At 39.8% G+C, this 25,882-nt stretch carries 18 protein-coding genes; all 18 read left to right on the top strand.

All coding sequences use genetic code 11. From position 1 onward, the window contains the following. Window positions 1-20 precede the first annotated feature (20 nt). The 18 genes from HMPREF0873_RS06405 (at window position 21) to HMPREF0873_RS06490 (ending at window position 25,833) form a co-directional block, all read left to right on the top strand. Window positions 21-410: a hypothetical protein gene (locus HMPREF0873_RS06405; protein ID WP_038125711.1), complete on the top strand. Its 390-nt coding sequence runs from the start codon at window positions 21-23 to the stop codon at window positions 408-410. Window positions 411-612: 202 nt separating this feature from the next. After that, on the top strand, window positions 613-2,310 hold the full coding sequence (locus HMPREF0873_RS06410) for a ShlB/FhaC/HecB family hemolysin secretion/activation protein (RefSeq protein ID WP_008715007.1): 1,698 nt from the start codon (window positions 613-615) through the stop codon (window positions 2,308-2,310). Between the two features lie 44 nt (window positions 2,311-2,354). Next, window positions 2,355-8,264: a hemagglutinin repeat-containing protein gene (locus HMPREF0873_RS06415; protein ID WP_038125712.1), complete on the top strand. Its 5,910-nt coding sequence runs from the start codon at window positions 2,355-2,357 to the stop codon at window positions 8,262-8,264. A 22-nt stretch (window positions 8,265-8,286) separates the two neighbouring features. Further along, window positions 8,287-8,754 (top strand): hypothetical protein, encoded by a 468-nt coding sequence (locus HMPREF0873_RS06420; RefSeq protein ID WP_004695264.1) that lies wholly within the window; start codon window positions 8,287-8,289, stop codon window positions 8,752-8,754. 234 nt (window positions 8,755-8,988) lie between these two features. Further along, window positions 8,989-9,756, top strand: a complete 768-nt coding sequence (locus tag HMPREF0873_RS06425) for a M48 family metallopeptidase (RefSeq protein WP_008715013.1) — start codon at window positions 8,989-8,991, stop codon at window positions 9,754-9,756. Window positions 9,757-9,768: 12 nt separating this feature from the next. Next, window positions 9,769-13,176 (top strand): DNA polymerase III subunit alpha, encoded by a 3,408-nt coding sequence (locus HMPREF0873_RS06430; RefSeq protein ID WP_008715014.1) that lies wholly within the window; start codon window positions 9,769-9,771, stop codon window positions 13,174-13,176. Between the two features lie 174 nt (window positions 13,177-13,350). Further along, entirely contained in the window at window positions 13,351-15,099 is a 1,749-nt protein-coding gene (gene pyk, locus HMPREF0873_RS06435) for a pyruvate kinase (RefSeq protein WP_008715016.1), read from the top strand. A 35-nt stretch (window positions 15,100-15,134) separates the two neighbouring features. Beyond that, on the top strand, window positions 15,135-15,878 hold the full coding sequence (locus tag HMPREF0873_RS06440; RefSeq protein ID WP_004695271.1) for a Bax inhibitor-1/YccA family protein: 744 nt from the start codon (window positions 15,135-15,137) through the stop codon (window positions 15,876-15,878). Between the two features lie 13 nt (window positions 15,879-15,891). After that, window positions 15,892-16,803, top strand: coding sequence for a LysR family transcriptional regulator (locus HMPREF0873_RS06445; protein WP_008715019.1), 912 nt, complete (start codon window positions 15,892-15,894; stop codon window positions 16,801-16,803). 385 nt (window positions 16,804-17,188) lie between these two features. After that, window positions 17,189-18,592 carry an anion permease gene (locus HMPREF0873_RS06450; RefSeq protein WP_008715021.1) on the top strand — a complete coding sequence of 468 codons (1,404 nt, stop codon included), beginning with the start codon at window positions 17,189-17,191 and terminating at the stop codon, window positions 18,590-18,592. A gap of 122 nt (window positions 18,593-18,714) precedes the next feature. Next, window positions 18,715-18,984 carry a citrate lyase acyl carrier protein gene (citD, locus tag HMPREF0873_RS06455; RefSeq protein WP_008715023.1) on the top strand — a complete coding sequence of 90 codons (270 nt, stop codon included), beginning with the start codon at window positions 18,715-18,717 and terminating at the stop codon, window positions 18,982-18,984. After that, window positions 18,984-19,949, top strand: coding sequence for a CoA ester lyase (locus tag HMPREF0873_RS06460; RefSeq protein ID WP_004695279.1), 966 nt, complete (start codon window positions 18,984-18,986; stop codon window positions 19,947-19,949). Before citD ends, HMPREF0873_RS06460 begins: the two co-directional genes overlap by 1 nt. After that, window positions 19,939-21,486 carry a citrate lyase subunit alpha gene (citF, locus tag HMPREF0873_RS06465; protein ID WP_008715025.1) on the top strand — a complete coding sequence of 516 codons (1,548 nt, stop codon included), beginning with the start codon at window positions 19,939-19,941 and terminating at the stop codon, window positions 21,484-21,486. Before HMPREF0873_RS06460 ends, citF begins: the two co-directional genes overlap by 11 nt. A 248-nt stretch (window positions 21,487-21,734) precedes the next feature. Further along, window positions 21,735-22,238, top strand: coding sequence for a hypothetical protein (locus HMPREF0873_RS06470; protein ID WP_008715026.1), 504 nt, complete (start codon window positions 21,735-21,737; stop codon window positions 22,236-22,238). 15 nt (window positions 22,239-22,253) lie between these two features. Continuing rightward, complete coding sequence (locus tag HMPREF0873_RS06475) at window positions 22,254-23,129, top strand: DUF4261 domain-containing protein (protein WP_008715029.1); 876 nt, start codon at window positions 22,254-22,256, stop codon at window positions 23,127-23,129. Window positions 23,130-23,157: 28 nt separating this feature from the next. Next, window positions 23,158-23,514 (top strand): cupin domain-containing protein, encoded by a 357-nt coding sequence (locus tag HMPREF0873_RS06480; protein WP_038125713.1) that lies wholly within the window; start codon window positions 23,158-23,160, stop codon window positions 23,512-23,514. Window positions 23,515-23,755: 241 nt separating this feature from the next. After that, complete coding sequence (locus tag HMPREF0873_RS06485; RefSeq protein WP_008715033.1) at window positions 23,756-25,069, top strand: MFS transporter; 1,314 nt, start codon at window positions 23,756-23,758, stop codon at window positions 25,067-25,069. A 146-nt stretch (window positions 25,070-25,215) separates the two neighbouring features. Continuing rightward, a complete protein-coding gene (locus tag HMPREF0873_RS06490; protein ID WP_008715035.1) occupies window positions 25,216-25,833 on the top strand; it encodes an SAP domain-containing protein in 618 nt (205 codons plus the stop codon). The last annotated feature ends 49 nt before the right edge of the window (window positions 25,834-25,882 follow it).

Below are 25,882 nucleotides of genomic sequence, written 5' to 3' on the forward strand. Positions count from 1 at the left end.
TATTTTAAATGGAGCTATATATGAAGATTGGTCTTTCATTATTTTTATTAGGTATATATTGTCTATATTTTATTAAGAACCCTTATTTTGTATTAGAAAAGAAACAAGTTAAACGTTCTAAATCCATGTTATATACGGAAATAGGAATAGGTTGTCTGGTTTTTATACTCATTAATATTCCTTATGATGGTGCTAATTTAATTCATGTTTTAGCTGTTATAGGCATATTGAGTTGGGTATTAGAATTGTGGTTGAGAATTTTGGCCATTAAGTCTGACTCTTCACTTACTTTAGAGAAAATGCCTATTCTATTGAAAAAAGCAAAAAAAGATTTTTATTCTGTAATACCTATAATAGTTATTTTTATGCTTATGATTCTTTTTAATGTGATAACTGATAATTTTAAATAATCTTAAATTGCAATATGAAACTGAATATAACTAAAATTAAGTATATTTTGATTGATTAGTGAAAGAGAGTTATATGAAGTAACTCTCTGTTTATGATATAAAACATATATATACATAAAATGTTGATTTTATGTTTTCTGAGAGATATAATCAGACTAATAAGTTAATAATTATTTGAAAGTAATATATAGGAGAGAGAATTATGAAAGTAGTATCAATCGCTGCCGGTTGTGTGGGCTTAGTTGGCGTTATGTGTGCAACGACAACTTTGGCAGCGGATGTACCTTCCTCATTTATTCAACAAGAAGCGGCTCGAGCCGATGCTTCTTTGCGTCAACGCGCGGAGGCACCGATGGCAAGGGCCGCTTTGTCGCGTTCAGAATCAAGTTATGACAATTTAAATGGCGCACCTATGGATGCATTACCACAAGAAGCAGTGTCATTTCCAATTGACCAGATTGTGATTACGTCATCAGAACCGGTCTTTAAGAAGTATAGAAATCGACTTAAAATATATAATCATAACAACATTGGGGCAGAGGGGATTGCTGTTTTACAAAAGCAATTACAAGAGCAAATTCTTGCTGATGGATATGTAACGAGTCAAGTGGTAGTTCCGAATCAGGATTTACAATCGGGTACACTTACTTTTGAAATTTTACCGGGCTATGTGGAAGATATTGTTCTCACGAATCCAAAAGCTCGCACGAATTGGCAAAGTGCGTTTCCTGTTCGTTCCGGATATGTACTGCGTAGACAAGCATTAGAGCAAGGTATAGACCAGATGCGAAATGTACCGGGACAAGATGTAAAGCTTAGTATTGAGCCAGGTACAAAGCCACTTCACTCTATTGTGAAGCTAACGGTAGAACAAAAAGGATTTGTGCATGGGTCGTTGATTTTAGACAATGCAGGTTACGAATCGACAGGGAAATACCAAGATACTATGTATGTATCATTTAGTCAGTTGGCAAGGCTTAATGATACTTTATCGGCTAGTATAACGAAGGATATTGGTCATCATGGTGATGGACATGGATCAAAGCAGTATGCCATAAATTATGCCGTACCTGATGGAAATCGAATGTATCGCTTATCCACGTATCAATATAGTTATCATCAATTGGTATTTATGCCAGAAGCATTCCGTTCTTCTGGGAATACTCGGGGGATTGAGTTTTCTGTAGAGCAGGTTTTGAATCGGACGAGTCGCTCCAAGACCGCTGCTGTTGCTAAGGTGATTCATAAAACACGCCATAGTTACATTGATGATATAGAAATCGGTGTACAAGAGCAACATACCACAGCATTGGAACTAGGATTATCCCATCGTCAGTATAGTGGGAATACCATGTCTGATATATATCTCTTTTATCGTCAAGGCATACGAGGTCTAGGTGCTACAGTTCGCAGCTGGGAAGGCGTGGCAGATAATCCGACTACGTTATATAAAATGGCGGGACTTGAGGGCGAAGTGCAAAGCGGTGTACGCATCGGTCATAAACAAGGTGTGTATACGATGCGTTTTAGAAGTCAGTTTACAAATCAACGATTGTTTGGAACTGATCAATTTAGTATCGGTGGACGCTATTCCGTACGTGGCTTCAGTGGGGAAGAAACATTACGTGGTGACTCCGGTTACTACATTCAAAATGAATGGGCCTTACCATTTAGACGACAACGAATAACTCCGTATATAGGTATAGATATAGGTCATGTATGGGGGCCGTCCACAGCGACACGAATTGGTAATACCTTAGTAGGTGGGGTTATCGGTGTTCGTGGGAATATCGGTGATGCATTTCGCTATGATGTGTCATTAGGCACTCCACTTAAAAAGCCGGACGGTTTTACTACTGATACAAGTGTATGGGCTTTCAGATCCAGTTATCAGTTTTAATTAAAAATGTGTGTTATTAAATGAGAGAGTATAAGGAAAGAATAATGAAAATTAAACAGTATACAGCAACCGCATTGTGTGCAGCCTTATTAGCTACAAATTCTGGACCGTGGATTCCGCTAGCAGTGGCACAATCTATTGTACCGAATCAAGGAAAAATGGGTCCAACTATGGATGAAGCCCCTAATGGGACGCCCATTGTCAATATTAATAAACCGAATGCTAATGGATTATCTCACAATCAATATGATATGTTTAATGTAGATGATAAAGGGGTTATTCTAAATAACTCAAGGAGACCTATATCTACAGAATTAGCTGGCTATGTGATGGGTAATCCTAACTTGAGAGGTGCTGCAGCTAAGACGATTTTAAATGAAGTAACTGGAACGGGTGCGACTGCAATGAATGGTGCCTTAGAGGTAGCGGGGCGTAAGGCACATGTTATCATTGCTAATCCAAATGGGATTGCTGTTAATAATGGGACATTTATTAATACCAGTGCAGCTACATTAACAACAGGTAATCCTATTATTACTGATGGAAAAATTTCTGGATATGATGTGAAACAAGGTACTGTGACGGTATCGGGACAAGGGCTCGATACATCGCGTACATCACGTACAGATATTTTGGCGGAAGCGGTACAGCTCAACGGAAAGGTATGGGCTGATGAAAGCCATGTTGTAACTGGTAAAAACACAGTATCTGTCGATGGTGGTGGTAAGGTAACTAATGTTACGAAGACCGGTAACTCAGAGCAAGTAGGTCTGGATGTATCTCAAATCGGTGGTATGTATGCGAATAGTATGTACTTAGTAGGAACCAATGATGGTTTTGGCGTGAATAATAAAGGGATTCTTTCCGCACAAAATCATATTTCTGTAGACAGTACCGGCAAGGTACAAAATAGTGGCACTGTGGTGGCACCGGATATAAGCATTAGTGCAAAAGGCTTTACACAAGTCGGTAAGGCTAAATTGTATGCTGATTCGGCACGTATTTCGGCAGACTCTTTTACACAAACTGGTAATGCTGTTACGAAAAATGCACCAGTACTCATTGCGCGTAATAATTTAGCGGTGGCTACCAATACAATAAAAAATACGAATGGTAGTGTGCTGAAGTCTGAAGGCGTACTACAACTAGGAAAGACGATGGATTATAACGGCGCTATAGCCGGCAAGATGGATGCGTTGACTAATGTGGCGGCTACTATCGAGGCCGGTCAGCAGGGAGTGATTCTTGCAAAATCCATTGCTAATACAAATGGTGGTGTTACGTTGAAACGGGCTACTACAGGAACTACGGAGCATATTAAAAATGAAGTGGCACCGGCAGGCAGTATCAAACGATATCAGCTATCTGAGGAACGTATTTATGATCATGATGATCCAATTCCACAAGATAAGGTTGTAGTTCACTCTTCTGAAAATTTACAATTGTCTATTAATGGAGAGCATCATGATAGCTGGACGAAATATGAATATGATCGTACACGAGTAAAAGAAGTAGTGGATACGTCCAAACCAGGGCGTATTATTTCGGGTGGTAACTTACAGATTGAAGCAGACGTTGTTACTAATGATGCTAGCCAAATCAGTGCAGCAGGTACTTTGGCTGGTAAAATCGGCCATTATGAAGCGCTTAATCCGAAAGGAAATGAATATATTAGTGAGAATGGAACTGCTACTGGTTATAGTCGCCATAAACATCATGGATGGGATTCCACAAATATTCGTGAGGCGGAGTATCATAATGATGTAGTACAACCGATAGATATACCGGTAGCTGTTTATGGAAGCAATATAGCGAACAGCACAACAGGTGCTACGGTAGATACGTCGGTATTGACGTCTATGAGTCAGTTATCCACTAATCCGAATACAACGTATGCGATGGAAACTGACCCAAATTTTACCAATCGAAGAAGCTTCTTATCCTCTGATTATGTCATCAATCGTTTACAACTCAATCCTATGCGTACACAAAAACGATTAGGTGATGGTTACTACGAACAACAATTGGTAATGCAGGCTATTTTACGTCAAACAGGTAGAAGTAGACTACAGGCAGGACTTACAGAAGAAGAGCAGTACCGTAAATTAATGGATGCAGGTCTTACCGTGATGAAGTCTAAATCGATGATGCTCGGACAAGGATTAACTGAGTCGGAGCAACAGCAATTGACGGAAGATGTGGTAATGCTTGTTAGTCAACCGGTAGTATTGCCGAACGGTAAGACTGAAACCTTACTCGTACCAACATTATATTTGGCGCCGACCACACAACGTGTTGAGGGGGCTGCGAATATGCAGGCTCAATCGATTAATTTGCAAGTAGGTACGATGCATAATCGCGGTAGCATAGTGGCGGATGATGCGATAACTGTACATGGTAATACGATACACAATGATAACGGACTGATTAAAGGTCGCACAACAACAGTGGTGGCGGATACCGATGTTCGTAATACACAAGGCACGATAGAAGGCCGTGAACGTACAACTGTATATGCTAAGAATGATGTGATAAATGAGGGCGGTACGATTAAGCAAACCGATGAAAAAGGAAAGCTTGTCGTAGTGGCAGAGCGTGATGTTATCAATAACGGAGTTAAGTATGAAGCCAGCAATAGTAAGGTTGTATGGAATAATGCCAATAGCCGCCGTGAAACGGTAACTGCTGTAGATCAAGGTCAAATTACGGCGAAAGGCGATGCTGTAGTTACAGCAGGTCGTGATGTTGCTATGCAGGGTGGTAAAGTGACTTCCGATAAGGATGTTACTCTAGTAGCTGGACGTCAGGTAAACATGCAGTCTATGACAGCGAATCATGAATTAGAGGAACATCGCTATGACAAAGGAAAATCCGGTGGTGGTCATTCTCAGACTACAGAAACACATGATTTAGTGAATGAAGCGACATCTGTAGGTAGCAGTGTGGAAGGTAAGAATGTAACTGTGGCTACTAATGATGATGTAGCACTTAGTGGTAGTGAAATTTTGGCAGCTGATAAGGTACAGGTGGAAGGTCAGAATGTAAAACTTGATACTGCATCGGCAACAAGTACCGTTGACCATGTGTATAAGGACAAGAAGAAAAGTTTAGTTAAACGGGAACGTACGGATGCAACCAGTGTAGCACAAGTGACGGCTGTAACAGGTTCTGTTGTGAGTGGTAAAGATATTGCAATTAAATCTAGTCATGATGTGACAGGACAATCCGCTAAACTGATGGGTGAACAAAGTGTTCAAGTGACGGCAGTTGGTAAGGTTGAACTCGGTGCAGATAAGAATGTAACGAAAGAAACGAGTACATATCGTCATAAAACTTCAGGTTTAATGGGAAGTGGTATCGGATTTACTATTGGTACAGAAAAACGAAATATAGATGATACCAATCGTGAAGAGGAAACTGTACGTAATACTATTGCTAGTACGAAGGGCCGGGTAAACATTGCGGCTAATGATACGGTACATCTTACTAGTGCCGACATATTGAGTAAAACCGGTACAACAATTGAGGGGGCTGCAGTGACCCTTGATGGTAATACTGATACGCAACATATGACACATGATGATCGCTATAAAAAGTCAGGTTTAACAGTAGCATTAGGTGGTGCTATAGCTGATAGTGTAACGAATGCAACGCGAACTATTAAACAAGCTGGTGGCCGTGATGATAAACGTTTGGCAGCACTTGAACTTAATGAAGCTCGTAAACAGTTACAAGATGGATATGAAGCTGTAGATAGTGCTTTACATGGAGCTAAAATACGAGATGCAGTAACTGGTAAAGTTGAAAAAGTAGATGGTAAAGCTAAACGAGGTTCAAAAAATATTGATAATGCTATTAATTTATCTGTATCAATTGGAAGCACATCACAGAAACAAGGTCAAACTGTAGATACCGCAACTTATAAGGGAGGCTCTGTTATTAGTGACGGCGATATTCGTATAACGGCTCGTGATACTAAGAAAACTGGTATTACCCTTACTGGTGAAAGTGTATCTGCTCAATCTATTAGTTTGGCTAGCGCTAGCGATATTAATCTTGAGGCTGGTAAGAATACAGTAGATGTGAAGAATGACTATAAGAGTTCTGGCTGGAGTGCAGGCGCGAGTATTAGTTTGACTGGTGGTGGACTTCTCGATATTAATGCGAGTGCTCATATGGCACGACAAAATGGAGATACCCATCAAGAAAGTTATGTGCCAACAAAAATTAAAGCTGCTAAATTAGCACAACTTAAGGCTAAACGAGATACGAATATTATTGGCTCTACTGTAGCGGGTAAAAAGGTAGAAGTAGATACAGGTCGTGATTTACATATTCAAAGTTTGCAAGATGTAGATAACTTTAAAGAACATAGTAAATCCGCTGGATTCTCTGTATCCTCAAAACCTACTTTCAAAGATCCAACTGGCAGTATAAATGCTAGTGTAGGACGAATTGATAGCAAATGGAAAAGCGTAACTCAACAAGCAGGTATCCTTGCAGGAGAAGAAGGCTATGACATTAATGTCGGTAATAGTACTACATTAGAAGGTGCTGTAATAAAAAGTGATGCTCCGAAAGTTAAGAATAAGTTGACCACTAAATCTCTAGAGATGAAAGATATCCAAAACGAAGCTGAGTATACATATAGCAATAATGGTATTGGCTATAACTACTATGGCAGTAAAAAGAAACTCGAAGAGATGAAGACCAACGATAAAAAAGGCTATGATAAGATTTATAACAGTATCGGTCTAGTTCCAAATTTAGGCGTAGGCTCTAAAGGGAAAGCAAGCTCCACTTCTCAATCTGCTATTTCTGATGGTATACTCACAGTAGATGGTAAAGAAATTGATACTAAAACCATCAATACGAATACCGAAAATACATTACATCAACTAGATAAGATTTTCGATAAAAAGAAAATTGAAGAACGTCAAGAATTAGCTCGTCTTTTCTCTAAAAACGCATATGAACAACTACATAATTGGCAACCAACAACTAAGGATGGAAAAGTTGCTAAGTCAATAGCACATGGTATCATTGGCGAGTTGTCTGCACGTATGGCTGGTAATGCACCGGGTAGCGGGTTTAAAGCTACTATGACTAATGAGTTGCTAATTGGTGAAATAAAGAAAGTAGCTAAACATGATCCCGCATTAGCACAATGGTTGAGTGCTGCAGTAGGTGGTGTGGTTAATAAAGTAACTGGCGGCTCAGTAAATACTGGTGCAGCAGTGACATCTTATGCCACTAAATGGAATGATGAATCTGGTGTAAAAAGTTCTTTAGAAGAAGCTTATGCTGCTATAGATAGAGATATATTAGATGAAATAAATAAGCAAGAATACGATGACCTTAATTTTTTATCTAAGTCAATAATTAAAGGCACTCAGATTGGAGAAAGGTCTGATTTGTTAGCTTCTATATTTGGCAAACACTCTCCTAACTATAGTGTAGCTGTAGCTTTATACAAACATGCATTATATGGTGATGGGGAAAAGCAATATTTTCCTCTAGGTACAGGTGCCTCTCAATTAATAAGTAACCATTCTTCATTTATTAATGGAGTGAAAGAAAAAAGTGCAGATTTGTCAGTTGGTGAAAGTAAAGTACAATACTTTGTTATTAAAACAGATGGTAATGCTAAAGCTGCATTCGGAAAATTAAAGATTGGTGTTAGAATGACAAAAATTTCTGAAGATAAAGTTCATGTGGTTGGGCAAGCAAAAGATATGTATAATTTTGAATGGCTTCCTGATTATGATAGTGATATTCCAGCTGTTCCACCAGCGGAATTCTCTGTTGATTATATAGCTAAACTGTTGTCTATAGCGGAAGATACATCAAAGCAAAGCGCATTAATTGCTGCAAATAATATTGCTTATTTAGAACAGAGAGCTGGAATTATAAAGCCTTATAAATATGGAATTCAAATTGATACTGTTATTTAAACTAAAGTGAGTGCATAGTGAAATGAAATATATATTAGGTATTTTTATAGGTATTGTTCTTTTAATAGTAGGTTCAATAATTTATATTGGTGAATCTAATTCTTATAAATATGAACCTCGTTATTTTTTAGGTTATTCAAAGGGTGAAAATTATATACTAGATACTCAAACTGGTGTTACATTAGAACATAATGGATACTCTTATGAAGCGCAATCAGATTATTTATATAGTTATGGAAAAACAGGTTTTTTAAAGCTTGATTTAAACTCAGGTCAAACTCATTATTTGTTTGATGACCAAACTGATGAAATATATAAAAATAATATTTTAAATAGATGTTTAATAGAGAAAAGAGAACAGAAACCAACACTAACATATATTTGGTCTAATAAGAATGACTTAACTTTAGAAGAACAGGATGTTTATAATCAGTTGAAAGATAAGAAGATGAGATATCCTAATCGTTCTATCATTGTTAAAGTAAAATAATAGTACTTAATATTTTTAGGTAATTTATATGCACCGTAAGACAAACTTGTGATATATTTATTAAGACTTTTATACACTAATAAATAATTTGATATTACAGATTATTTTAATGGCACCTATATCCCCCATATGGGGAAGATATAGGTGTCATTTTTATAAGCCCGTATTAAAAATCAGTATTACTCAAAATCTAAGTAGTTCTATTAAAATCACTAGATTTTTACGATTTTATGAGTGTTTTATGATAAAATAAAAGGTATGAATACTTCAATAACTAGGTCTATTACCTATAATGGCGACATAATTGAATATGAGTTAACCATCAAGCGTGTGAAGAACATGAACATGCGCATTACAAAGGATGGTGTGATCCATGTTTCGGCGAATGGGTATGTGCCGGATTATAGGGTGGACAAGTTTGTCATCGAGAATATGCCCTTCATTGAGCGGGCTCGTTACAAGATTGATGCATTGAATGCCAAGCGCGTCGATGCATTGCAGTATGTGAATGGTGAAAGCTTATCAATTCTTGGTATTCCCGTTACGTTGCGCCTAGTTGAGCAGGACGGAAAGCCTCATATCGGTTTTGACGGAAAAGCCATCCTTACCATGGTTGTACCTCAGGGTACGACCTTTGAAGCTAAACATAAATTAATGCAAAGTTATTGGCGTAATTTAGGGGAGAAGGTATTCGTCCATTGGGCAAAGGTCGTGTATCAGCGCTTTCAAAAGCAACATATTGATGTGCCTATGCCAACCATAAAACAGCAGCGCATGAAGAGTCGTTGGGGTTCTTGTACGCCTGCAAAGCAGCTCGTCAAGATGAACACCCGTTTGTTAGAGGGACCACAGGCGTATATTGAGTACGTTATGGTTCATGAGTTTGCTCATTTTAAATATTTAGACCATTCCAAGAACTTTCACAATCTCGTGGCACAGTTTTTGCCAGATTGGAAGGCTCGTAAGAAGTCATTGAACGTGTATTTTGCTCATCGCCCTTAAAGGAGGTGTACCATGCAGCCATTTGTACATTTACATAGTCATACAGAGTTTAGTTTGCTTGACGGCATCAGTCGTTTGCCTGACATGGTACGTCGTGCGAAGGAGCTAAATCAGCCCGCCCTTGCCATTACAGATCACGGCAATATGTACGCAGCCATTTATTTCTACAAAGAATGTATGGCTCAAGGCGTTAAGCCTATCATCGGTTGTGAAGTGTATGTAACGGAACATAGCCGATTTGATCGTCCCGAAGGTCGCAGCCGTGAAAGATTAAAACATCTCATCCTATTGGCTGAGACCATGGAAGGGTATCGTAATCTCGTTAAAATCGTGTCTAAAGCATCTACGGAAGGTATGTTATATCGTCCTCGTGCAGATCGAGATCTATTACGTCAATACAGCAAAGGGATTATTGCCCTTAGTGCGTGTATTCAAGGGGAGATTCCTCAGTATATCTTGCAAGACAATATGGAAGGCGCTAAACGCTCCATCGAGTGGTATATCGAGACATACGGCAAGGATAATTTCTTCTTAGAAATTCAAAACCATGGCTTGCCAGAGGAGGCAAAGGCGCAAGAGGAACTCATTAAGCTCAGCAAGGAATATGGTCTTGGCATTGTAGCGTCTAACGATTTTCACTATGTCTTAAAAGAGGATGCAGACGCGCAGGATATAAAGGTATGTATTTCTACAGGTCGTCGCCGTGCTGAGGTAGACCGCTTAAAATTCCCGAATGATGAGTTCTATCTCAAGTCTGGGGATGAAATGGCAGATCTATTTGGACATATTCCGGGGGCCATTGAAAACACCTTAAAAATTGCAGACCGCTGTAATGTAGAGTTTAATTTTGATGAACATCACTTGCCGCACTTTGATGTGCCAGAAGGGGAAACCTCTAAAACGTATTTACGTAAGGTTTGTGAACGAGAAATTCCTCGCCTATATGGAGAGACCTCTGAAGAATTACAAAAACGTCTCGACTACGAGTTAGATGTTATTGGCACCATGGGCTTTGAGGATTACTTCCTCATCGTATGGGACTATGTACGCTATGCCCGTGAGCATGATATCTTAGTAGGTCCTGGACGTGGTTCGGCAGCTGGTTCTGTAGTAGCCTATCTACTAGGGATTACAGGCCTTGATCCATTGAAATACGATTTGCTCTTTGAACGTTTCTTGAATCCTGAGCGGGTAAGCATGCCCGATATCGATATTGACTTCTGCTATGAAAAGCGTGGTCAAGCCATCGAATATGTGACGAGAAAATACGGTCAAGCTCGCGTATCTCAGATTATTACCTTTGGTACTGAGGCTGCTCGTGCCGTTATCCGTGACGTAGGTCGTGTGCTCGACTTACCTCTAGCGGAGGTAAACCGTATTGCTAAGATGATTCCTAACGAATTGGGTATTACCTTAGATAAGGCGTTACAAGGCAAGGACTTAAAGGCTCTGTATGAATCGGATTCAAATGTAAAAGAGTTATTTGATTTTGGTAAAAAGCTAGAAGGCATAGCGCGTAATTCGTCCACTCATGCGGCGGGCGTCGTAATTTCTGCAGACCCTCTAGATGACCACGTACCGGTACAAAATGCCAATGATGAAGGCTTTGTTACGCAATACGATAAGGATAACATCGAGGAATTAGGCCTCTTAAAGATGGACTTCTTGGGCCTACGCACCTTAACGGTTATGGGGGATGCCTTAAAGCTCATCAAGGCTAACCGTGGCATTGACCTCGATTTAGATGCTATCCCGCTCGATGATAAGGCGGCTTGCGACCTCCTCACAAAGGGCGACACCTCTGGTGTATTCCAGCTCGAATCGGAAGGTATTACGAAGCTTGTAATGGATCTTAAGCCTGAGCATTTTGAGGACTTAATCCCGTTGGTAGCTTTGTACCGTCCAGGGCCATTAGGCTCTGGCATGGTGGCGGATTTTATCGACCGCCGTCATGGTAAAAAAGAGGTTACCTACTTACATCCAATTTTGGAACCTATATTGAAAGATACCTTTGGTGTAATCCTGTACCAAGAACAGGTTATGCAGATTGCCTCCGCTATGGGGGGATTCTCCCTTGGTCAAGCGGATTTGATGCGCCGTGCCATGGGCAAGAAAAAGGAATCTGTTCTAAAGGCACAGCGCGAGTCCTTTATTCAAGGTTCCATTAACAATGGTATAGAAGAATCTGTGGCGAACGAAGTATTCGACTTGCTCGTATACTTCGCAGGCTATGGCTTTAATAAATCACATAGTGCGGCCTATGCGTATATTGCGTACCAAACGGCGTACTTAAAAGCACACTATTTTCCTGAATTCATGGCGGCTACCATGACGAGCTTCATGCAGAATATGCAAAAGTTGACGTATTATATTAACTCTTGCAAGAAGCATAATGTTAAGGTACTAGGTCCAGATATTAACTATTCTGAACGTAGCTTTGCCGTACAAGACGACGCTATTCGCTTTGGACTTGGTGGTATCAAGAACGTAGGGGACAATGCTATCGATCGCTTGATTCGCGAGCGCAATGAGCATGGTCTCTATACGGATATCGTAGACTTCTGTAAACGGGTAGATAATCGAGTTGTGAATAAACGACTTCTTGAAAGTCTCATCCGTTGCGGTGCCATGGATGGCTTCCAGGAAAATCGGAATCAGTTGCTACACATGTATGAAAGCGCTCAAGCTGTTGGCGCTAAAGAGCAAAAGGATGCCGCTATGGGGACCATGAGTCTCTTTGGTGATATGGAAGAGGCGGTAGAGTTTATTCCAGTTCCCAATGTGGAGGATCTATCGGAAGACGATAAGTTAAAGGATGAAAAGGAATACACTGGCTTTTATATTACAGGTCATCCATTGCAAGGTTATGCGAAGGAATTAGAAGGTCTCTTTGAACTAGGGGCTCTTGTAGAAAATCCAGAGCAATATGATGGTCAAACCATTACCTTTGGGGGGCTCATTGAAAATAAATCGGACCGCATGACAAAGCGCAATGAGCTTATGTCCATTCTTCGCATCGAAGATTATTCTGGTGCGGCGAATGTAGTGGCGTTCCCTAAGGTCTTTAGTCAAAGCCAACAGTTCCTTGCGGTTGATATGATTGTTAAGGTAAAAGGTCGCGTTGATGCGGATGAAAAGGGCGTGCAAATCATTGCAGACCGTATTACGCCGCTAAAGGTAAACTATAATCAGGCAAAACAGGTGGCAATCCATATTTATAGTCAATATGATACGCCGGAAAATAGTGAAGCCTTAAAACGTGTGCTAGTAAATACAGCAGGCTCCGTGCCAACATCGTTATATTTACACCGTCAACGGAAACGCATTAATTTACCACCGAATATGTGCTTTGACCCCAGTGATGAATCCATCAAGGCTATTGAAGCTATTCTAGGCGAGGGCTCCGTAGAGGTACAGTAAACATATAAGGTTAACACACGTGCGACATGTGATAAGCATATATATGCAACATGTAATAAGTATATAAACGGTGTAGAAAGACATATGTTGCGTGGGGCACAGATAGCTTTCACCAACATTGATATAATAAGAAATGAAAGATCCAATCTTGGATGTGCTTTCATAGGAGGAAAGATGAAACGTACAAAGATAGTATGTACTGTAGGTCCGGGAACGGATAAATTTGGTATCTTAGAAGATATGATGCGGGCGGGCATGAACGTAGCTCGTTTTAACTTCTCTCACGGATCCCATGAAGAGCAAGCAGAACGCATGCAAATGGTGCGCGATGCAGCGATGATTGTGAATAAACCGATCGCATTATTGCTCGACACAAAAGGCCCTGAGGTTCGTCTCGGTCTATTTAAAGAAGGCAAGGTATTCCTCGAAGCTGGTCAACCATTTACGTTGACTACAGATGATGTGGAAGGCACAAAAGAGCTTAGCTCCGTGAACCACAAAGGTCTTACAGGTGATGTGTCCGTAGGGGATAAAATTCTATTGGCTGATGGGCTTGTAACACTTACCATCGATGCTATCGAAGGCAATAATATCATTACAACTGTTCAAAATAGCGGGGAAATCGGCAACCGCAAGCGTGTAGCCGTACCAGGTGTAGCACTAAGCTTGCCACCTGTATCTGAACAGGATGAAGCGGACTTGCGCTTTGGCTGTCAACAAGGGGTAGACTTTGTGGCCGCATCCTTCATGCAACGCGGTAAAGACATTGTGGCTATTCGCCGCATTCTTGAGTCTGAGAAAAAAGATATCAAGATTATCGCGAAAATCGAAAATGCAGAAGGCGTTAAAAATATCGATGAAATCTTGGAAGTAGCTGATGGCCTCATGGTTGCGCGTGGCGATCTCGGTGTAGAAATCCCTGCAGAAGAAGTGCCAGTACTTCAAAAGATGATGATTGAAAAATGCAATAACTTGGGTAAACCCGTTATTACGGCGACACAAATGCTTGAGTCTATGATTCAAAATCCACGTCCAACACGTGCGGAAGCAAGTGACGTAGCTAACGCCATTTTGGATGGTACCGATGCGATTATGTTATCTGGTGAAACAGCCAATGGTTCCTATCCTATAGAAGCTGTTGCGACCATGACTCGCATTGCAGAGGTAACGGAAAAGGCTGCTATTTACGATAGCTATAGCCGCGCTCGTGAGGATGAAGAAATGACTACTACAAGCGCCGTATGCTTGGCTAGTGTGCGCGTAGCTCAAAATCTCGGGGCCGCTGCTATTTTGACATGTACTGAATCTGGCCACACCGCACTTAGCGTGGCGCGTCATCGTCCAGATTGTAAAATCATCGCTGTCACACCTCATGAGGAAACTATTCGTCGCATGCAATTATGCTGGGGCGTAGAGGCTATTAAGGGACATGAAATTATCAACTCCGATGAAATGGTAAAACAAGCCATTACTGGTGCGCTTGGTACTGGGGCTATCGAGTCTGGTGACCTTGTAGTTGTTACCGCTGGTGTGCCATCCGGTGCAACCGGTACTACAAACATGATTCGCGTTCACATTGCAGGTCGAGTACTCTTGTCTGGCAATGGTATTTTACGTAAATCCGTTACAGGTAATGTATACATTGCGGCTAATCATAAGGGTAATTATGAAAGTTTCAAAGATGGTGATATCCTTGTGGTAGGCACAATTGAGCCTGAATTGATGGCTATTGCAAAACGAGCAGGTGGCATTATTGCCGTAGAAGATGGTTATACATCGGACAGCGCTATTGCGGGCATTACCTATGGTATTCCTGTTATCTTAGGCGCTAAAAATGCTCATGAAGTGCTTCTTGAAGGTCAAGAAGTGACTATCGATGGCGAACGTGGTAAGGTGTTTGCGGGCATTGCCAATGCTCGATAATCTCTATAAGTGATAATTAAATAAGGAGGGATAGTATGAATCCATATAATGTAACAGGACCTACTGCAGCTGAGGTTGCACAGGTTGAAAGTATCGTATCCCAACGATTAAAAGGCTCTTTTTTATGGATGGTTGTAGGCTTACTTACAACTATTGGTGTTGGCTTTGCTGCATTAGTGAATCCAAATTGGTTACGCTTTGCGTACCAAAATTTTAATATTATCTTATTAGTAGAGCTAGGTGTGGTATTCCTTTTTAGTGCTCGTGCATATTCTGCTAATGTAATGACGTTACGAGGTATGTTCTTCCTCTATAGTGCTTTGAATGGTCTCACATTGACTTTGGTATCATTGCGATACAATGTGTTTGATGTTGTTATTCCGGCGTTAATAGGTACGCTTGCTTTCTTCATTGGCTTTGCAGTGGTAGGGGCTACAACTAAACGTAATTTATCATCCCTTACACCATATGTGATGGCGGCATTGTTCGGCATGATCATCGTATCCTTGGTGATGATGGGGGCCCGCTTCTTTAACTGGACTGTACTCAGTGGCTTTAGTGATACTGTTAGTTTAGTTCTAGGTTATGTAGGTGTTGTAGTATTCTCTATCTTTACAGCTATCGATGTGAACCGCATTAAGAATAATGTGACACAAGTGGCGCTCATGGAGGATGAAACAATTTTAGACCGCATTGAAATCACAGGCGCTTTGAGCCTATACCTAGATTTCATTAACTTATTCTTATCCTTATTACGCATCTTTGGTAATAAGCGATAATAAAGGAGTTTGTATGGACGATAGAGAATGGCAAACCTTTGTTACTGTTGTCGATGAAGGCAATATTACAAGGGCTGCAGAAAAATTATTTTTATCGCAACCAGCGTTGAGTTATCGGTTGCGCCATATGGAAAAAGCCTTGGGCCATTCTCTGTTGTTGCGGACTGCTGAGGGGATTGCCCTCACGGCACAAGGCGAAATTTTCTATGATTACTGTAAGCGAATGATGCAAGAAGAAGAGGCTTTGGAGCACGCTATGAACTCCGCTTCTGGCAAGATTCAAGGGACCTTGAAAATCGCATCATCTATCAACTTTGCAGATTATGAACTACCGGCTTTATTGAGAGCTTTCCGCGAACAATATCCTGATGTTCATATCCAAGTGAAGACTGCTTTCAGCCATCAAGTGGTAAAAATGTTTAATACTGGTGACTGTATGGTCGCCTTTGCTCGTGGTGGCTATGACGTGTCTGGTAAGTCTGAACTGTTACTAGCAGAGCCATATTGTCTTGTATATAAAGAATTAGTGCCGCCTGAATCCTTAGTAAAGGTACCGTTCATTAAATACCAAACAGATGCATCGGTGGCAAATATTATTGAAACTTGGTGTGCAGAACATTTTGACGAGCCTCCAAGTGTGGCGATGGACGTAAATTCTATGAGTACGTGTCGTCACTTTGTGCGCGCAGGTCTAGGATGGTCTATCTTGACGTATATGGGACTTGGATCCTGTAAGGACAAAGATATCTATGTGAGTCCATTACGCAGTAAAAATGGTGAATATATCACCCGTGATACCAATATGGTGTACACAAAAGATTCGGAAAATTTAATCGTTGTTAAAACCTTTATTGAACATGTCCGTAATTATTACAAGGAACACACCGTTGTAGATAATAGTATACTTAGAGAATATAAGTCCTAGGAATTATCAATAGAGCATATCTATGAGGTTTTCTAACTGTTTATCCATGCTATTTCAGTATTGGACTTTTTCGATATAATAACTCATAATATAGATTAAGATTAATATAGTACCATGTAAGTGCATGTATATCCTTTTGAGGAGGTATACATGCATTTTTTTCATTTGGGACTATAATTCTATGCTTAAAATGCATAAAAAGTATGATTAGTAGATATAAAAGTTTTTATAACCCCTATAAAGGTAATCTATTATTCATATTTCTTTTAAACATATATAATGAGTGTAGACTTAATCAATGTAATCGACGTCGCGAGCGATTATGTTGTTGAAGACTAGATGATTTTATGTATGCCTAAATTAATTCAGAAAGGGAAAGACACACATGAAAGACAAATTATGGCGCGTTGGCGTTATGGCTGCTATCGTCGCAATCACATGGTTTGGTGGCACACCAGATGGTCTCAAACCGCAAGTATGGCAATTATTTGGTATTTATTTAGCAACTATCGTGGGCTTGGTATTAAAACCATTCCCAGTTCCTATTACGGTATTATTAGGTGTTGCTACATCTTCTATCTTATTGAGCAACACTAAAGATGTATTAGCTGGTTACAGCAATACAGCATTATGGTTAATCTTTGCAGCTTTTGCATTATCTGTTGCATTTGGTAAAACTGGCCTTGGTCATCGTATCGCATACTACTTGGTTCGTGCTTTTGGTAGTACAACACTTCGTCTTGGTTATGTAACGGCATTCCTTGACTTGATCTTGTCTCCAGCAACTCCATCCAACACAGCTCGTGCAGCAGGTATCGTATATCCTATCAACTTGTCCATCGCTGAAGCTGTTGGTTCTTACCCTGGTGAGACTGCAAAAAAAGCAGGTGCGTACCTTTTACAGAATGGTTACTTTGCAACAAAGGTAACATCCTTCTTATTCGCTACAGCAATGGCGCCAAACTTATTGGCATTAGACTTCATTACTAAATTGACTGGTGTATCCTTGAACTGGGGACAATGGGCATTAGCTATGTTCGTACCTGGCTTCATTATGTTAATGTGTATTCCGTTCATCGGCTATATGTATGAACGTCCATCCGTCAAAGAAATTGATAACAAGAAAATTGCGGCTGATGGTTTAGCAGAATTAGGTCCTATGAAAGCGTCTGAAAAAGGCCTTATCGCCATCGCACTACTTGCAATCACAGGTTGGATCCTTCCAACATTTGGTATTAAAATTGATGCTACAGCAGTGGCTATCGTAGCGATGATTGCTACATTTGTATGTGGCATTATTACTTGGGATGATTTGCTCAAAACTAAAGCAGCTTGGAACACATTGATTTGGTTTGGTGGCATCTTGGGCTTATCTTCTGCATTGACCAAAGGAAAATTCTTCGAATGGTTGGCTAAGTTCTTAGAAACTCACATGAACTTTGGTTTAGATCCATTCATGATGCTTATCCTTATCTCTGTAATCTCCGTTGCGGTTCGTTACTTCTTCGCATCAGGTACAGCATACATTTCTGCAATGCTTCCAGTATTCTTGATCGTTGGTATTAACGCAGGAATCGATCCTACATTATTAGCGTTCATCTTAATTGGTACAAATTCCTATGGCGGTTCCGTAACTCACTACGGTGCGGCTCCTGGTCCAATCATCTTCTCCGCTGGTTACAACAATGTAAAAGACTGGTGGACAGTTGGTCTTATCTCCGCTGTTGTATGTTTAGTATTGAACTACGTAATCGGTATCCCTTGGTGGAAAATCGCTGGTTTCATGTAATTAGAAATCATTACTATGGAGTGTTAGAATTTAATTGTTAGTATTCAATGTCTGTATAGGCTCTCGCGACGAGCCTGTACAGACTTGAGTTTTATAAATGTTTCACAAGGAAAGGATGCAACATGGCACAATTAGTAAAAGCTGCACAAGCTGGCTTCGACGAAAAAAATGATGCATTAGTAACGGTTGAACCGATTGCTAGCGGTATCGAAATCGAATTAACATCCAAAGTTATGCGTCAATATGGCGACCAAATTAAATCTGTTATCTTGAACACAGTGAAAGAAGCCGGTTATGATGGCGTAAAAGTAACCGTACAAGATAAAAACGCTTGGGATTACACGATTAAAGCTCGCGTGTTGGGCGCATTGGAAAGGGGGAGCAAAGCATAATGGCTAACGATAAAACATTCCCAGAAGTTAAAACAAACCCATTAACAGAGGCTGCTAAAAAACGTTTGTCTCGTTCCATGATGTTCGTACCAGGTAATACACCTAAAATGATTAACAGTGCAGATATTCACGGTGCTGACTCCATCATGATCGATATCGAAGATTCCGTGCCAATTACAGAAAAAGACACAGCTCGTCTTTTAACTGCAGAAGCATTGAAATCCCGTAAATTCCGTGCAGAAACAGTTGTTCGTATCAACCATCCTACACAAACTCCTTATGGCTATGACGATCTTGATGTTATCGTTCCAGCTAAACCTGATATGATTCGTTTACCTAAAACTGAAGATGTTTCTGAAGTTGAAATCGTAGCGAAGAAAATTGAAGAAGTAGAAAAAGCTAACGGCTGGCCAGAAGGTACAATCAATATTATCGTAGCTATCGAATCCGTTCGTGGCTTATACAATGTTCGTGAAATCTGCCACGGCCCTCGCGTAGTTGCTATCGCTCTTGGCGCTGAAGACTATCGTGCAGACCTTCGCACAGGTAAACATAAACCAGCTGTTGAATTGTTGTTCGCTCGTCAAACAATCCTTCATGCAGCACGCGAAGCAGGTATCCGCGTAATCGATACTGTATTCTCCGATGTGAAAGACCCACAAGGTTTCCGCGAAGAAGTTGAATTCATTAAAGCTTTGGGTTATGATGGCAAATCTTGTATCCACCCAAGCCAAATCAAAATTATCCACGAAGTATTCACTCCTGACGAAAAAGAAATCGCTCATTCCGTTAAGGTATTGAACAGCTATGCAGATGCATTGCGCAACAATAAAGGCGTAATCTCCGTAGATGGTAAAATGATCGATGGTCCTATCGTAGTTCGTGCACAACGCGTAGTTGATAAAGCACGTGCAGCAGGCATTAAAGTTGAATTAGAGGAAGGAGCAGAATACGATGTTAAATAAAGTAGGTCGCGATATCCCAACAAATATCCCAGCACTAGAAGGTCGCGAAGTATATCAAGGTGAATTCGTCATTGAACCTAAAGTTCATCGTGCAGGTAAACCTGTACACATGAGCCGTGTTGGCACTAATAAAGTACTTGCTTCCATCGATGAAGCAATCGAAAAAGCTGGCGTAAAAGATGGCATGACTTTGTCCTTCCATCATCACTTGCGCAACGGTGACTATGTAATGAAAATGGTTATGGAACGCGTTCAAGCAAAAGGCATTAAAGACATTACAATTGCGTCTTCTTCCTTGTCCCCATGCCATGAATTCTTGGTAGAAATGATTCAAGACGGTACTGTAACAGCTATCGAAACATCTGGCTTGCGCGATCGTCTTGGTAAATTCTTAACTCAAAACCCAGGCGTATTGAAACGCCCTGTAGTGATTCGTTCCCATGGTGGCCGTGCTCGTGCTATCGAATCTGGTGAAGTTCATATCGACGTAGCTTTCATGGGTGCTCCTACAGCTGACCCACGCGGTAATGCAACTGGTCGTATGGGTAAATCCGCATGTGGTGCTCTTGGCTATGCTAAAGTTGACTCCCATTATGCAGACACAACTGTTATCATCACTGATAACTTAGTTGACTATGTACACAACTATGCAATCCCTCAAACTGACGTAGATTATGTTGTTGAGGTTGAAAGCATTGGTGATCCAGAAGGTATCGCTTCTGGTGCGGTAGGTTTCACTAAAAACCCTATCCAAATTAAAATTGCTGAACTAGCTGGTGAATTCCTTGACCAAGCTGGCATCATCAAAGACGGTTTCGTATTCCAATTGGGCGCTGGTGGGGCTCCATTGACTGTAGCGAAATTCATCGCTGAAAAACTTCGTAAACGCGGTGAAGTAGGTGGTTTCGCTATTGGTGGCGCTACTGGTATCTTGACTGGTATGCTTGAAGAAGGCTTGATTCGTGCTATTTACGATACTCAAACATTCGATACTACTGCAGCTGCATCCTTGGATAAAAACCCTGCACACATCGAAATGTCCGCTTCCATGTATGCTAACCCTTGGACAGACTGCACTACAAACTACTTAGACGTAGTATTCCTTGGTGCTACTGAAATCGACCTTGATTTCAACGTAAACGTAATGACTGACTCCAACGGTGTATTGATGGGCGCTTCCGGCGGTCACTCCGACACAGCAGCAGGTGCTAAATGCACAGTTATTACTTGCCCATTGATCCGCGGCCGCTTGCCAATGATTCGTGACAAAGTCGCTACTGTTATTACACCAGGCTCCTCTGTTGACGTACTCGTTACTGAATACGGTATTGCAATCAACCCAGCTCGTACTGATTTGATTGAACGCTTCAAAGATAGCAACTTGCCTATCTACACAATTGAAGAATTACAACAATTAGCATTTGACTTAGTAGGTAAACCACAAGATATCCCTGTATCCGACAAAGATGAAGACATCGTGGCAATCGTTGAATACCGCGATGGCTCCATTCTTGACGTGGTTCGTAAACCTCTATAATTAAGTAGTGCTGAGAGTTCGAGGGAAACCGTAACAGGTAGGCCATCGGCTCATCATCCTATGCTGATTAGATAATATAAAGACCCTCTCCATAGTTCTCGGACTTATGGAGAGGGTCTTTTTGTAGTTATAAATGATTTAGTGTTAATTTTAGATACAGGGTCAAAACTTAATGAGATAAAAATGGTACATAGATATAGTTATACTTTTACTATAAGAAGATTGGAGATCTTTAGGAGGTAGTTTCTATGTATCGTTGTATTGCCAATTTAGAGATTAACCTAGAGGGGCTAAGTGAGTTTTATAGTGATGTAAGCGAATATGAAACACTAAATATGTACCAAATAATATCTGCTTGGTTACAGGATGATTTAGATGGACCTAATCCTGAAAAAACGGTGTTCGGTGTATCAGAATATGCTTTAGATTGGATGTCTGTGCTACCAGGGGACACTTCCTATCGTAACCTATTTGATATGGGAAATTGCAAACTTGGTAATCATTCTGAAAGTATTGATTATTTATATGCGCGATTTCTACAAACCTTGGAGAATAATAAGACGTTTGAACTTGAGTATGAGTCATTATCTTTAGATTATATAATCGTGATGCCACAGTATATCGATATTACGCTAACATGTAGTAGAAATATAGATTATTTATTATTTATGAAACAGTGGTTACGTAATTGTAGTACTTATAAACATCTGATATACTATAAAGTGAAAGATATATTTTACATTATGTTTTAATTTAGGAGAGCGTGTATGACTCAAGTATTTAAACAAGATTTAACAGATGATTCTGTTCGCCCTGGCGGTTTGTTTTTCGTTGAGTTATTAATGCCAAAGCAGTGTGATATGCCTAATCGAGATACAATGGTAGAGGTATTCACAAAGCATTTAGGTCCTGTTGATTGCTTTAGTTATGGCGTTGAATCTGCTGGTTTTGCACCTCAGAATTATAAGGTTCATTATGAAGATAATGATGCTGATATTCCACCGACATTGATGGTGACGAATTGTGAGAAAATCGACAAACCTGTACTAGATGATTTTGAGCGTAGTCAGGTGTGGGATTGTCCAAATGTAGACGAGTTGCTAGATGAGTGCCAATATAGAGTATTTGCTACAGATATGTTGGCATCAGGTTTAGAGCCTAAAGAACGGGCTGATATGCTCGTAAAATATGTAGATGCACTATTAGAGTTATATCCATCTTGCAAGGCTGTTGTTTTTGGACCATCTCGTAAGTTCTTAAGTCGTGAAACAATCGAAAATCACCCAGATAAAGCTGTAACACGTTTTATTTATTATGCCGTGAATGTGCGATATTTTAGCATTCAAGGCACAGATGATATGATGGTTGATACGTTAGGTATGAGTACCTTATTCTACCCTGATTTGCAGTATCATTTTCACGGTATGAACCCCGATGAAATTGTAAATCATGCGTATAGTGTATTGTATTATATCTTTGAGCATGATAATCCTATTGATGACGGGCAAACGATTGCAGGCTTAGAAAATGGAGATATGAATCCAGATATTAAATGGGCGGTTCAGTATGAGGATTCCTTGATTCAACCTGTTCGAACTGTTATAGATATTAATATGGGCGAATATGCATCTGGAACTCGCTAGTTGTAAATCGATGAAAGGTGTGAGCATTATGAATGATCAACGTGTTTTTGATATGGAACTTGTGAAAGTTGAAAGTTTGGAGAAAGCTGTTAGGACTCCATTTTATCAAACTGATTCCACAGGTGGTTCAGTATGGGTTATTAAACCTGGGCAAACCTTACCAAAGCATTACCATCATAACTCTGATGATATATGGGTTATATTGCAAGGTAAGGGGGTATTTTATCCAACGCCTGATACAGAGGTGCCTTTTACAAAGGGACAAGTTATAGTATCTAAAAAGGGTGAATGTCATGGCGCAAAAAATACTGGGACAGAAGATGTTATCTTTGTAAGTATCGTTGCTCCTGTGCCTGCTGATTATGATCCTGTTAGTACAAATTAATATGAAAGCACTTTATAGTATTTTCTTATCTTGTGATAGAGATATATTTATACTATAAAGTGCTTTTTGTTTTATACAGTCATTCCTAGCAAATATCCTTTTTCTATTTTTAAAGGCTATTATTTTGGTGTTACTATTCCTATTTGTTATTTCTATATTCTATATAATTCCATTGACAGAGGACTTTTGTTTTCTTAAGATAGTAAGGTATGTAATATCTTAAGTAGTAGAAAGGAATTATATGAACTCATCTACACCAGAGCCTCAAAGTGGGGCCATCGATTTCAAAGACTTTACAAAGCGGCGTATGCTACACGTAGTCTTACCTTTATTTATTGTTTCCATCATTGCCTTCTTAGACCGTGTTAATATTGCCTATGCAGGCTTGACCATGAAAGAGAATTTACCATGGTTAACGCCAGAGGTATTCGGTATGGGGGCCGGTATTTTCTTTATTGGCTACGTTTTATTTGAAGTGCCAGCATCCTTAATAGCTGCTCGCTGTAACGCTATGCATTGGGTGGCTCGTATCATGTTTAGTTGGGGTCTCGTATGTATTCTTATGACGACGATGACTACAGAGTTGGAGTTTTATATTTATCGATTCTTACTCGGTCTATGTGAAGCCTCTTTATATCCTGTAATTTATTCATTACTCATTCCAAATTGGTTCTTGCCAAAGGAGCGCGCGAAGGCAATCTCCTTGATGTTGACATCTTTATTGTTCTCTAACATCATTGGTGGGCCATTGGCAGGTATTTTATTGGATACAACGTTCTTTGGTCTACATGGTTGGCGTACACTCTTTATCGTTGAAGCTATTCCTGCTGTGATCTTTGCGTTCATTTTCGCATTCTGGATGAAAGAGCGTCCTGAACATGCATCTTGGGTAACTGATGTAGAAAAGGTATATATTAAAGCCGAGCTTGAAAAAGAAGAGCAACAAAAGCAAGCCGTAAAGAAATATACTATTTGGCAAGCGTTAAAAGACCCAAAAGTATTGCGTTTAGCGTTAATCTATTTCTTGTGGGTTATTGGTTTCTGGGGCTTTAGTTTTTGGATGCCTCAAGTTCTTAAAAGCTTATCTGGATGGCCACCAAGTGTGGTAGCGTGGTCTATTGCTATTCCAATGACAGCAGCCTTACTTGTACAAATATACTGTGGTTACTCTTCTGAAAAGCGCAATGAAAAATGTTGGCACGTTGCTACTACATTGTTCATTGGTACTATTGGTTTCTTAGCAACACCACACAGTCCATCTCCAGAAGTTAGCTTATTCTTTATATGCTTAACTGCAGTAGGTGTTTACGGTGGTATGGGTGTATGGTGGACCATGCCAACAACCTTCTTATCTGGCGCTGCTGCAGCGGGGGCGATGGGACTCATTAACTCTTCAGGTAATATGGGGGGCTGGGTAGGTCCTTATATGCTCGGATTTATCAATGGTCACACTGGTAGCTTTGCTTATGGTTACTATGTAATGGGGGCTTGTATGTTCCTTGCTGGTCTATTAATTTTGACACTTCCAAAATCTATGGAGCATAAAGAGGATTAAGTAGAGCTATATTATAGATAACTAGATTATAGACAACTTAATAGGAAAATATTTAACGAATGCTTCAATGGTGTGATTTTGGATACTATTCAATTTTATGTTACAATTTATAAAATAGTATTATTTAAACTTGAGGAGACAGAATATTGAAAGAGTGTAGACCTAAGTTTGATGAAATTACATCATTTGATGAATTTAAAAAATATTATTGGTATCGTGATGAACTTTCACAAATATGTAAATCATTAGGATTAGAATATAGAGGAACAAAACAAGAACTCAATCATATTATTGAGCAGTACTTTAAAGGCGATTTAATTAAAAAATCATCAATAAAAAATAGAAGAAGGCAAGTGGAAACTATTACTTTAGATACACCATTACTTGAATGTAATTTTTCCTTTAATACGAAGTTTAGAGAATATTTCTCTGATTTAATAGGTGTTTCACGATTTAAATTTAATGCTGATATGGCTACTGCTTGGAGAAAAGTAAAAAGTGAAAAAAATATAAGCTTTACAATTGGAGATTTGCTGAAAGTATATTATGGTGAATCAGATTATGCAAAGTATGATAATTCGGTTTGCCAATGGAATCAATTTTTTAAGGATTTTTGTGCAGATGAATCTAGTGGCAATTATTCGAATAAATTAAAAGTAGCATCTATTATTTGGAAAGAAGTTAGAGATTCAAAAAATGAAAAAATTTATTCAAAGGAGCTTTTAAGTGAATATGCATATAAATTAGAAGCGTATCGCAAATAGAAGCAACTTGTCATTGCAGAGATGTATGGGAAAACTAGCGATTAAATCT

The organism is Veillonella sp. 3_1_44 (assembly GCF_000163715.1).
GTDB lineage: Bacteria > Bacillota > Negativicutes > Veillonellales > Veillonellaceae > Veillonella > Veillonella parvula_A.